Origin of the sequence: Roseiarcus sp. (genome assembly GCF_052145395.1) — a bacterium.
In the GTDB taxonomy this organism is placed as follows: domain Bacteria; phylum Pseudomonadota; class Alphaproteobacteria; order Rhizobiales; family Beijerinckiaceae; genus Roseiarcus.
In genome coordinates, this window is the sequence record NZ_JBKQOT010000181.1 from 1 (window position 1) to 11,314 (window position 11,314).

The window sequence follows — 11,314 nt, forward strand, 5'->3', positions numbered from 1 at the left end:
GGATGGTGATGCGCAAAGACGAGCGCCCCGTCGTATTTCTCCTTCTTGATGCGCTTCAGCGCGGCCTCGAGGAATGTCAGCTGCGAGTCGCCGATCTCCGGCGAGGCGATGACGCCGGGGTCCTCGAGGGTGTTGGAATAGAGCGCAATCACCCGGAGGAACGGCGCCTCGAAGGTGAAGAAAACGCCGGGCTGGATCTGCGCCGTGCGCGACAGGCCGCCCGCCTCGGGCCGGACCTCGAAATCGGTCGCGCAGAAATTGTCGAGGAAGGCCTCGAGCGACGGCGTGGTCACGCCCGGAGCGACCATGCCGTCGTGGTTGCCGGCGATCGCCAGGATCGGCGCGGGGTAATCGCGATAAGGCTCGTAAAACTGATCATAGTAATACTGACGCTCGCCGAAATTATAGATGACGTCGCCGAGGTGAAAGAAGAACTGAGGCCGGTTCTCGGCCACCTCGTCGTCGAAGTCCGCGACCATCTTGTCGGCGACGAGGTCCTGGTTCTCGGGCCCTTTCACCGATCCGGTGTCGCCGACCGCATGAAAGACGAGGCGACCGGACGACTCGATTTGCTTTGCCAGCGCGTCGCCGTCGGGACCGAAGACCTGCGCCAGCGTGAGCCGCGGCTCGGGAAGGCCGCGCGGCGCCGGGAAGGGCAGGGGATTGAGCTTGTGCGCCGCATTGAGCGCGTCGATTTTCGCATAAGCCGCGTTGTCGGACGGATGGGGGACGCGGAATTCCTTTGGGTCCGCGGTCGGCGTCGGCTGGCCGAACACCGGCCGGTCGACCGGCGTCGGATCCGTGTTGTCGATCGGCGGCGGCGCCGACGGCGCTGGCGGGCTCTTCTTCTTGCGATGGTGCGGCGAGCGGGTCATGGACGTTCCCTCACTTTTGGCGATTACGCCTTTTGCAGATTTATCAGAGAACGAAAGGTGTAACGGCAATATGTCCATATCGTACTAGTAAATATCCAGCGCGGGCCGTTTCCGGCCTATTGCGACGCGCGGCCGTCACGGAAGCTTCTTGATGAAGCCCGCGAGTCGCATCAGGCCCTCCGGCCAGGGACCGTGCCCGCTCAGGGCGTCGAGGCCGCCGGCGGCGCCGGCGTCGATCAGCTCCGCGCCCCAGTCGGCCGCGAGAGCCGCGACTTCGTCGTAGCCGCTGTCCGCGTCGTTGCGGCTGGCGATCACCACGCTTGGCCAGGGCAGAGGCGCGCGCGGAACGGACCAGCCGGGGCCCGCGATCCGTTCGAGCCCGGCGCGGTCGGTCGGGGCGACGAGGAAGGCGCCGCGGACGTCCGCGCCGCCGAGCGCGAAAGCCGAGCTGGCGACGGCGGCGGCGCCGAGGCCGTGACCGACGAACAGCACCGGCCGCCTGGCCGCGCGTACGGCCTCGGCGATCGCGTCCGTCCACGCCTTCCGCCCGGTTGCGCCCGCATCGCTCGGGACAATGAGGCGCGCGGTGGAAAGTTTGGCCCGCCATCGGCTGGGCCAATCCCCATCCCCGGCGCCGCCGAGACGGGGAACGATCAGAACGTCGAAATCGGCGATGCGCATCGGCGCCCCTTACCACGGGCCCGCGGCCCATGCGCGCCTCTTTTGTGGCGCCGGACCGGCCGCGGGCTTGCCTCCCGCCTTGCGAAAGACAAGACCTTGGCGCACCTTATCCGCTCCCGCCTGCGGGCCGGCGGATTTCGAACGGGAATCGTCAAGAAAGCGTGGAAGCGAGCGCGATCCCGGAAGCGCGTTTGGGGCGCATTGGTCCAGGACTCGTGGCCGAAGGAGAGGCGGAAGACGTGATTCCGAAGCGTTTCGACGGGGTGGGCGGTCCGTCCGCATGGAATCGGGCAAGAGTCCCCGTCGCCAACCGTTTTGTCCGCCTTCTGAAAGCGATGTGCGTGGTGGCGGGCGTCGTTTTTCTGCTCCGTCCGGCTTTCGCCGAAGGCGGCGGCCCGTCGGCTGGACCGGCCCAGCCCGACTGGCAAGCGGAGATCGGCACGGTCGACACGGAGAAGGCGCTGAACCTCACGCCGGCTGATCAGGCGGAGATCCAAGAGCGCCTGAAGGCGCTTGGCCTTTACCAGGGGCCTCCGACCGGGACGCTTGACGAACCGACCCGCTTCGCCATCACTGAATGGCAGAAGAGCCGCGGAGTCGCGCTGAGCTCCTTTCTGGGGCCGCTGCAATGGGCGGAGCTGCGGGTCGAGAGCGAGGACGCGTATCTGAAGCTGCTGGGAGCGCAGGCGGCGCCGGCGCCCGCGCAGGCGACGAGGCCCCCGGCGCAGGCGGCCAAACCCGCGGCGTCCAGGCCCGTGCAGGCGACAAGGCCGGCGCCGCGTGTCGCAAAAGAGCCCGCCAAGGCGCCCGTCCGGCATGTCGCGAAAAGATCAGCCCCGGCTTCAGCGCCGGAGGCGCCCGCTGCGGCGCCCACCTGCAACGGCACACCGGCCTGGTGCAGGCAAGCGGGACTGCCCGTCTCCGGCGCGACGCCGCATCCGGGGCGTCCTGCGGCGTTCAACGGCGGATTCGGACAGTGAACCGGGCGCGAACCGTCGCCCAAAAAGTCCAAAAGACTTTCCGCGCAAACACGGGCCGCCGGAGCGGTCACTCCTCGAGCTCGCTGTCCCAGTAGAGGTAGTCCATCCAGCTGTCGTGGAGGTAGTTCGGCGGGAACAGCCGGCCGTTCTGGTGAAGGTCGTGGACCGTCGGCTGGTAGGGCTCCGTCGCCGGCCACATGCGGGCGACCGAGGGCAGCATGTCCGCCTTCCTGAGGTTGCAGACCGAGCACGCCGCGACCACATTCTCCCAGCTCGTCACGCCGCCCTTGGAGCGGGGAATGACATGGTCGAACGTAAGCTCCTCGCGCTCCCCGCAGTACTGGCAGGTGAAGCGGTCGCGCAAGAAAACGTTGAACCGGGTGAAAGCGGGGAAGCGCGTCGGCTTCACGTAGCTCTTCAGCGACACGACCGTGGGCAGCCGCATCTCGAACGAGGGGCTCCGGACCAGCGTGTCGTATTCGGAGAGGATGTTGACCCGATCGAGGAACACCGCCTTGATCGCGTCCTGCCAGCACCAGATCGACAGGGGATAGTAGCTCAGCGGCCGAAAGTCCGCATTCAACACGAGAGCCGGGCAGTTGCCGGGCGACAGCGCTTGAACATGAACAGTCACGAGAACGCTCCGTACCTCCATATGGCAACGAAGCCGGACCGCACCCGACCGCGCCTTTACTCTACAGCTAGCGTGACACCCTTGTGAAGGCGCCGAAATCCAGCGGTTTCCGGGCCTTTGCCGCGCGCCGCCGCACGCGGCCCCGGCGAATCACCGCGCCTGGCGCTCGATCGATTCCATGTCCGCGTCCGAGAGGCCGAAATGGTGGCCGATCTCATGCACCAGCACGTGGGTGACGACCTCGTCCAGCGTGTCCTCTCCGTCGCACCAGTAGTCGAGCAGCGGGCGGCGGTAGAGCCAGACCATGGTGGGCAATTGCCCGGTTTCGTCGATTGCGCCGCGATGCGGGAGGCCGTGCCCGCGGAAGAGGCCGAGCAGGTCGAACTCGCTTTCCGCACCCATCTCGTCGAGCGTCTCGTCGTCGGCGAAGTCGACGACCTGGATGACGAGCCCCTCGCATAAGGCGCGGAACTGCTGCGGCAGGCGGGAAAAGGCGGCGTCGGCCAGCGCTTCGATCGCCTCCAGCGTCGGCGCCCGCAGGCGTCCGAGGGCGCTCGGCTCGGATGGACTCATGTCGGGACCCTCGGCCGCAGCGGGGCGGCGTCGATCGAGCGGGCGCGGGCGGCGTCGAGGCCGTCGACGAGGCGGCGGGTGCGCTCGGCAAGTGCGGCGCGGACCTTTTGGGCCGCTTCCGGAAACTCGCTCAGCACCCGGCGGAACGTCTCGCGCGGGATGCGCGTCAGCACCGTGTCCTCGTCGGCCCGCGCGTCCACCCGGCGGACGGCCGGCGCGTAGAGGGCGCTCTCGCCGACCAGCGCGCCCGCCGTCGCCCGGCGGCTTGCGGAGACGGCGCTCTTGTCCTCGAGGAGGATCGCACCGGACTGGATGAAATACCCGGCGTCGCCTTCGTCGCCTGCGTGGAACAGGGATTCGCCCGCCCGAAGGCGCTGCTTGACGCAGGAAAATGCGATGAGTTGCACCGCCTCGCGCGGCATCAAACTGAACGGACGGGTCCGCGCCAGCCGTGCAACGTCGGCGTCGAGGCTCACCCGGAGCGCCCCCCGGCTCCCGCCGCGGCCACCAGCTTGTAGCCGCCGGCCTCGGTGATAAGAAGCTGGGCTTCCGCCGGATTGTCCTCGATCTTCTGCCTCAGGCGGTAGATGTGCGTCTCGAGCGTGTGGGTCGTGACGTTGGGATTGTAGCCCCAGACGTGCTTGAGCAGAGCCTCGCGCGGCACCGGCTGCTGGTCGGCCCGGTGCAGGAAACGCAGGATCGCCGCTTCCTTCTCAGTCAGGCGCAGCTTGACGCCTTTCGCGTCGACCAGATTTTTCGACGTCGGGCGGAAGGTGTACGGGCCGACCTGGAATTCCGCGTCCTCGCTCGCCTCGTATTGCCTTAATTGCGCCCGGATGCGGGCGAGCAGCACGATGAAGCGGAACGGCTTGCCGATATAGTCGTTGGCGCCCGAATCGAGCCCCTGCACCGCGTCCGCGTCCGAATCGTGCGCGGTCAGCATGATGATCGGCCGGCGATAGCCGTTGCGACGCAAGAGTTTGACGGCTTCGCGGCCGTCGAGGTCGGGAAGGCCGACGTCCATGATGACGATGTCCGGGCCCGAATCCGACGCCCTGGAGAGCGCTTCTCCGGCGCTGGCGACCGTTTCGACCTCGAACTCCGGATGCAGGGCGAGTTGCTCCACGAGCGCGGTGCGCAGGTCAGCGTCGTCGTCCACGATCAAGATTCGCCGCGGTGTCATGCCTGCAGTGTATCCGCTGAACCGCCGCGCCGCTAGTGCGGGGGATGTCCGGCTGGACCGGCGATCTGAGGCCGGAGCCGTTGCTGCCGGGAGGCGGTACGGCGGGATGTCCGGAGCGCGCGTCACCGTCCGTTCCTCGGCAAGCGGAGAGCGCCATAGACGGCGATTTTCTGGGACTTTGCCGCGCGAGGCTTCGGCGGCGCATGAGGAACTCCACCTTAACAGTAAGGTCGTAGTGTCCTCTTTTACACGGAACGACCGGGATCTCGCCCGAAACCGCTCGATGCCTTCAACCTCCCGTTTCCCGTTCGTCGCGACTGCGCTGCGCGATGGGGCCTGGCTCAACGCCGAGAGGGCGCGCGCCTACCCCCGAATCCTGTTCTCGCTCGCCGTCATGATCAGCATCGCTTGGCTTGCATCGAGCCCGGGCGGGCTCGACAGGCAAGGCAACCCGATCGGCGCGGATTTTGTGAGCTTCTGGACGGCCTCACAGCTAGCGCTCGCCGGCCATCCGGCTCTGGCCTGGAGCATCCCAGCTCACTGGGCGGCCCAACGCTCGCTCGTCGACGCGCCGCTCGGATACACCGCCTTCTTTTATCCGCCGCCTTACTTGTTGATCTGCTTGCCGCTGGCGCTCGCTCCCTATTTGTGGTCGCTCGCGATCTGGCTCGCCGTCACCGGTTACGCCTACTGGCTCGTCGTCAGGCGCATGTTTCCTCGCCTCGAACCAATCGCGTTTCTCGGATTTCCCGCGGTCTTGATCAATTGCGCGCACGGGCAGAACGCCTTCCTGGCCGGCGCGGTTTTCGGCGCCGGGCTCGTGGCGATGGATCGCAAGCCGGCGCTTGGAGGTCTCATTCTTGGCCTCCTGGCGTTCAAACCGCAGCTTGTCTTGTTGCTGCCGTTTTCTCTCTGCTGCGCGCGCCGTTGGGTCACCCTCGCGGCGGCGACGATCAGCGCGCTTTTGGTCTGCGCGGCGTCATACCTTGCATTCGGGGCGACCGCATGGGCGAGCTTCTTCTCAGACGCCCGAATTGCCCGGCTGGCGTTGGAGCATCATCTCATAGGCGACGAGAAGATGCAGAGCGTCTTTGCGGCGGTTCGCCTCCTTGGCGGCTCAATCGAACTCGGCTATGCATTGCAGGCGATCGCAGCGTTCGGAGCGATTTCGGCTTTGTTTCTCCTGCATAAACGCGAGCTTCATTCGTCGGCGGAGCCTGCCGCCGTCGTCTGCGCTTGCCTTTTGGCGAGCCCCTTCCTGCTTGACTACGACTTGGCGCTCCTGGCCATTCCCCTTGCCTGGCTGACGGACCAGGGCTTGCAGTCGGGCTTTCGCCCGTATGAGAAGACGTTCGTGCTGTGCGGCTATGGGCTGCCTCTGATTTCCCGAACAGTCGCCGGAACATTCGGATTGCCGCTCGCCCCTGCCGTGATCGGCGCAATACTGCTGTGCATTCTCTCCAGAGTGTTTTGGTCGGAAGCGGGTCCAACGTCCCGCTTCATGGGCGAGTCTGAAGACGCCGCCACGTCCGGCCTCCGCGGAGCAGCGCCATCGCCATGAGTGCGTGGAAAGGACAGAATTTGCGCTTTCTACGATTGCTAGAGGCTTAAGCGTTTACGAATAAAATCAGTCTATGCCGACCGGACATTCCTCTAAGAGCTATGGTCTGATCGAAATTGCGTAGGGTCATTATTCAATCCGTGACCACGAATACTCCCATGGATTCGCGCTAATCAGCGCCGCAACGATTATTTAGTGTCTTGCTCCGCAGATTGTTCGTGTCGCGTGTCGAGGTCGCTCCCGCGTGCATTCCGGGCCGGCGCGTTCCTTTCACGCAACGGCGAGGAGGCCGACATGACTCTGTTCAAACGTTTCGCAAAGGACACCAAAGGCGCGACGGCGATCGAATATGCGCTGATCGCAAGCCTCATCGCGGTCGCGATCATCACGGCGGTCCAAACCGTCGGAACCAAGGTGAGCACGGTTTTCGGAGAAGTCGGAAACTCGTTGCACTAAACCGTATTGCGCGAGGAAGCGCGCCAGGATTGGGGCGCAACTCCGACAACCGCCAACACCTCGTCGCAAATAGCCGTGGCCGGCGGGATCGGCGGCTTCCCTTGCCAAGCCACTGGCGCCGCGCTGGCCTCTCACCTTCCGGTGTTGGCAAGCCAAGGCGAGAGTGACAACCGCATAGACACAGGAATCCTTGGGGGTATCTCGGGTTTGCGCGGTCGTGGCTGAACGCCAACAGTACGAGGCTGGCCATGAAGAAGCATTTGAGGACGCTTTTGAAGGACGGCCGAACAGCGGTTTCGGCGTCGGCGGCGTCATTCCCTGAAAAGCTGGTTGCGGACGAGCGGGCCGCAATCACAATCGTCGCGGCCCTGGCGCTTCCGGCTGTCATCGGTCTCGTCGCCCTTGCCGTCGAGTTCGGGAATGGGCTCCTGATCCGGGACGAAACGCAGCGGGTCGCCGACGAAGCGGCCTATGCCGGCGCGCTGGCCTACGTCGCGACCCGCAGCCAGACGTCCATGCAGTCGGCGGCACAGAATGTCGCCGTTCTGAACGGCGTCGCCAAGACCGCGGTGACGGCGAACCTCGTGACCTCGCCGCGCACGTCTACGAGCCAGGCGGTTCAGGTCACTATCACCACCGACGAGCCGATCGTCTTCGGCCAGGTCGTCGGGTTTGGCGGAAGCGTCCAAATCGCGCCGACGTCCTACGCCGAAATCCCGTCGGCAGGCTCTGGCGGGTCATTGTGCATCCTCGCGCTCAATTCGTCGGGCGCCGGCGTCACGCTGTCCGGCGGAACCAGCATCGATGCGCCGAAGTGCGTGGTCGCCTCGCAGGCGTCGGTGACGGTCCCGTGCGGGGACACGATCACCGCCGAAGATGTGGACTACGCCGGCTCGAAGCCGACGGTCAGCTGCGCCGGAGGAATTGTCGGGACGGTTCAGAAGGTTTCGAATTCGGACCCGCTGGCGGACAATGCGGGGATCGTCGCCGCCAATACGCGCGCGGTCGCAAACGAAGCTCTCGCCAGTCCGACGATCGCTTCGCCGCCAAGCGGGACCAACATCACCTTCGACTGGTCGAACCAGGCGGTTGCGGAGGCGCGCTCGGCCGGATGCGCCGCGACGTGGTCGTCGCCGACCTGGACCCTGACGTGCCCTTCCGGCGGGACCTACAGTTTCGGCTCGGTGTCTTTGGGGGCGGCATCACCGTCAATTTCAACACGTGCGGGTCCGCCTCGACGACCTACAACTTTTCGGGAGCGGTTACGAATAGCGGGACGTCTTTGAGCTTCGGTCCGGGGACCTTCAACATGGCCGGAGGGCTCGTCACGGGCGGCGGATCGACGACCGCTTTCGGCGCAGGCGCGTTCAACATCGGCAAGGGGCCCTCATGCTCGGGCGCCAACTACTCGATCTGCCACACCGGGACGACCCTGACGTTCGGCGGGCCGAGCGCATTCGTCCTGACGTCCGGGATCTATAACAGCGGCGGCGAGACGATCACGCTTGGCGGCGGGTCGACCAACAGCTACCAGATCGGCCCGTCGAGCAACGGGTATGCCCTCAACGTCGGCGGTGGGGCGAAAACGACCTTCGCGGACGCGACCGGCTCGAACTCGGTGTTTCAGGCGGTCGGCGACCTGTACGAGAGCGGCGGGGCGTGCACGACCCTGCCGGCCGCGACCAATCACGACATCAACGGCACCGTGTCGCTGGCCGGCGGCCTCACGCTCGGATCTGGCCTCTACGCGATCGCCGGGAACTTCTGGCTCGGCGTCAACGGCGGCGGCGACGTGTGGTGCCAGGGCGTGAACGCCAACGTCGGCGTTTACGGTTTGAACGTCACGATCGCAGTCACCGGCTCTTCGCCGAAGGCCGTAACGCCGCCGTCCGGGTCGCCGACGCCGGCCCTTTACGTCAGCGCCGGTTTCAGCGGGGTGACGATCTCGGCTCCGACCTCGGGAACGTATCAGAACGTCGCGATCGTCGGGCCGCTGTCGACCTCTACGACCGCCGGGATCACGCTCAACGAGGGCGGGTCGGCGACGATCGGCGGGGCGCTCTACTTCCCCAACGGTCCAATGACGCTCAGCGGCGGCTCGAGCGCCAGCAATGGCGCCAACCAGTGCCTCGAAATCGTCGCCACGGCCGTCACGCTGAGCGGCGGGACGTCGATCAACGACCTGGCGCAGTGCGCGCTCCCGACGACAGGAAGCGCGGGCGGGAACGGGGCGCCGGTCCTGGTGGAGTAGCGGGTCTTGAATGCGCGGGAGCGCGTGACGGACATGTTTGCGGTTCGCGTCACAACGGAAAAGCGGAAGCCTGCGCAGGGCTCTCGACACTGGATCGTCTTGGCGACGGAGCGGCCGGCGGACGAGCAGGGAACAGCCGTCGTCGAATTCGCGATGATCGCGCCGGTGCTTTTGCTTCTGCTGATCGGCACGGTCGATTTCGGCACGGCGATATACGACAGGTTCGCCCTCAACGGGGCCGTGTCCGCTGCGGCCGACTACGCGATCCTCAACGCGTCGAGCGTGAACTCGACCCAAGGGCAGTCGCTTGCGCAGGCGCTTGGAAACATTCTGTCCAGCGCTCAGGCCGCGAATTGGGCCAACGCGATCGTCACCGTCAACAACGGGCCCAGCGCCGCTTTGTCGGGCGGCGTTCTGACGCTCAGCGGGTCGTCGAGTCCGGCTGACAGTTGCTACTGTCCGACGCCTGCGTCGGGCGGAGGGGTGAACTGGGGATCGAGCGCGACCTGCGGGTCGACGTGCTCGGGCGGCGGAATCGCGGGCAAATTTGTGACGATCGCGGCGTCCGTCCCGTTCACGTCCATGTTCGGATCGAACGGTCTCATTCCTTCGCAGACCTTCACGACGTCCTCCGTGGTGCAGGCCCAGTGAGGCATTCGTTCGGACAACGGATGCGGAGACTGCGGATCGGGGTTGCAGGGCGGAAGATGCGTTCGTGCGAACGCAGCGCGGCCGCAGTCGAGTTCGCGCTGACCGTGCCGCTGTTCATCACCTTGTTGTTGGGAGCCAACCAGCGCCTGCGGCGCGCCATTATGGATGAAAATGGTGGCGGCGCGGGCCGGTTTGTTGGAGCCTCACGACGGGCGATCGTGTTGAGGCTGACAACTCTGCGGTGGCTCGCGACCCCGATAAGCAGTCCGGCCCGCGCTGCGTTGAGGCGCCATTCTTTGTCGCCCTCGGGAACGGGGAGCACGCATGGCAGTGTCTCGAACGTACCTGCAGCGTCACGGTCGCCTTCTGACGGAAGGAGGCGATGATGCAAGCGATCCTTGAGCGGTGTTGTGGTCTGGACGTGCGGAGACGGTCGTGGCGTGCCTTCTGGTCGGCGCGCCTGGAGCGCAACCGACCAAGGAGGTGCGGACGTTTCGCACCGTGACGCGGGACCTCGAAGCGTTGGGGGACTGGCTGAGGGCGGCGGCAGTGACGCACGTTGGGATGGAGAGCACGGGCGTCTACTGGCGCCCGGTCTATGCCGTCCTGGAGGGGCATTTCGAACTGATCGTCGGCAACGCCCGGCACATCCGCAACGTGCCGGGGCGCAAGACCGATGTGAAGGATTCCGAGTGGATCGCCGATCTGGTGCGACACGGCCTGATCGCCAAGAGCTTCGTGCCGCCCCGGCCGCTGCGGGAGCTGCGCGAGCTGCTGCGCTACCGCCGCAAGCTGGTGGAGAGCCAGGCGGCCGAACGCAACCGGCTCCTGAAGCTCCTGGAGACCGCCAACATCAAGCTGGCGAGCGTCGCCAGCGATGTCTTCGGCGTGTCCGGCCGCGCGATGCTCCGGGCGCTGATCGAGGGCGAGGCCTCGGCCGAGGCGATGGCGGATCTCGCCAAGGGCCAGTTGCGCCGCAAGCGCGCCGATCTGATCCTGGCGCTCGACGGGCGGATCGAGGAGCATCACCGCTTCCTCCTGGCGATGCAGCTGCGCCGGCTCGAAGCGATCGAGGCGGACATCGCAGCGCTCGACCTGCGCATCGGCGAGCGGCTTGAGCCCTATTGCATGCAGCACGCGCTCCTGATGCAGATTCCGGGCGTCGACTGGCTGGTTGCGGCCGTGCTGATCGCCGAGATCGGCGTCGACATGAGCGTATTCTTGAGCGTCTATCACTTGGCGGCCTGGGCCGGCGTCTGTCCCGGCAGTCATGAGAGTGCGGGCAGGCAGAAGAGCGGCCGGGCCCGGAAGGGCAACATCCACCTCCGCACCATCCTGGTCAGCGCCGCCATCTCCGCCGCACGAACCAAAGGCAGCTATCTCAAAGATAAATTCCATCGCCTCAAGGCCCGCCGCGGCGCTTTGCGCGCGGCGCTCGCCATCGCTCACAAAATCCTCGTCTCCGCCTA

14 protein-coding genes are annotated in these 11,314 nt (G+C 66.1%); 8 read left to right on the top strand and 6 right to left on the bottom strand.

Features of this window, described 5'->3' with window-relative positions; genetic code table 11:
- Positions 1–875: metallophosphoesterase family protein (locus ACLP25_RS06330; RefSeq protein ID WP_442468375.1), on the bottom strand; the 875-nt coding region annotated here is incomplete at its 3' end.
- Positions 876–1,010: 135 nt separating this feature from the next.
- Entirely contained in the window at positions 1,011–1,556 is a 546-nt protein-coding gene (locus ACLP25_RS06335; protein ID WP_442468376.1) for an RBBP9/YdeN family alpha/beta hydrolase, read from the bottom strand.
- Positions 1,557–1,795: 239 nt separating this feature from the next.
- Here ACLP25_RS06335 and ACLP25_RS06340 point away from each other — a divergent pair, with 239 nt between their 5' ends.
- Entirely contained in the window at positions 1,796–2,536 is a 741-nt protein-coding gene (locus ACLP25_RS06340) for a peptidoglycan-binding domain-containing protein (RefSeq protein ID WP_442468377.1), read from the top strand.
- Positions 2,537–2,603: 67 nt separating this feature from the next.
- Here the strand turns inward: ACLP25_RS06340 and ACLP25_RS06345 are convergent, their stop codons facing one another.
- From ACLP25_RS06345 to ACLP25_RS06360, 4 genes are all read right to left on the bottom strand, one after another.
- Complete coding sequence (locus tag ACLP25_RS06345) at positions 2,604–3,170, bottom strand: HNH endonuclease (RefSeq protein ID WP_442468378.1); 567 nt, start codon at positions 3,168–3,170, stop codon at positions 2,604–2,606.
- Positions 3,171–3,320: 150 nt separating this feature from the next.
- Positions 3,321–3,743, bottom strand: coding sequence for a metallopeptidase family protein (locus tag ACLP25_RS06350; protein WP_442468379.1), 423 nt, complete (start codon positions 3,741–3,743; stop codon positions 3,321–3,323).
- Positions 3,740–4,219, bottom strand: coding sequence for a Crp/Fnr family transcriptional regulator (locus ACLP25_RS06355; protein ID WP_442468380.1), 480 nt, complete (start codon positions 4,217–4,219; stop codon positions 3,740–3,742). The genes ACLP25_RS06350 and ACLP25_RS06355 overlap by 4 nt, the downstream gene beginning before the upstream one ends.
- A complete protein-coding gene (locus ACLP25_RS06360; protein ID WP_442468381.1) occupies positions 4,216–4,926 on the bottom strand; it encodes a response regulator transcription factor in 711 nt (236 codons plus the stop codon). Before ACLP25_RS06360 ends, ACLP25_RS06355 begins: the two co-directional genes overlap by 4 nt.
- 283 nt (positions 4,927–5,209) lie before the next feature.
- Between ACLP25_RS06360 and ACLP25_RS06365 the strand changes: the two genes are divergently transcribed.
- The 7 genes from ACLP25_RS06365 to ACLP25_RS06395 all read left to right on the top strand — a co-directional run.
- Positions 5,210–6,487 (top strand): glycosyltransferase family 87 protein, encoded by a 1,278-nt coding sequence (locus ACLP25_RS06365; protein WP_442468382.1) that lies wholly within the window; start codon positions 5,210–5,212, stop codon positions 6,485–6,487.
- A 294-nt stretch (positions 6,488–6,781) separates the two neighbouring features.
- Positions 6,782–6,943, top strand: coding sequence for a Flp family type IVb pilin (locus tag ACLP25_RS06370; RefSeq protein WP_442468383.1), 162 nt, complete (start codon positions 6,782–6,784; stop codon positions 6,941–6,943).
- 248 nt (positions 6,944–7,191) lie between these two features.
- Positions 7,192–8,229, top strand: a complete 1,038-nt coding sequence (locus ACLP25_RS06375) for a TadE/TadG family type IV pilus assembly protein (RefSeq protein WP_442468384.1) — start codon at positions 7,192–7,194, stop codon at positions 8,227–8,229.
- Between the two features lie 23 nt (positions 8,230–8,252).
- A complete protein-coding gene (locus ACLP25_RS06380) occupies positions 8,253–9,194 on the top strand; it encodes a hypothetical protein (RefSeq protein WP_442468385.1) in 942 nt (313 codons plus the stop codon).
- Positions 9,195–9,200: 6 nt separating this feature from the next.
- Entirely contained in the window at positions 9,201–9,845 is a 645-nt protein-coding gene (locus tag ACLP25_RS06385; RefSeq protein WP_442468386.1) for a TadE/TadG family type IV pilus assembly protein, read from the top strand.
- Between the two features lie 56 nt (positions 9,846–9,901).
- On the top strand, positions 9,902–10,231 hold the full coding sequence (locus tag ACLP25_RS06390) for a TadE family protein (protein ID WP_442468387.1): 330 nt from the start codon (positions 9,902–9,904) through the stop codon (positions 10,229–10,231).
- Positions 10,232–10,280: 49 nt separating this feature from the next.
- The coding region (locus ACLP25_RS06395) for an IS110 family transposase (protein WP_442468388.1) at positions 10,281–11,314 on the top strand (1,034 nt) is incomplete at its 3' end.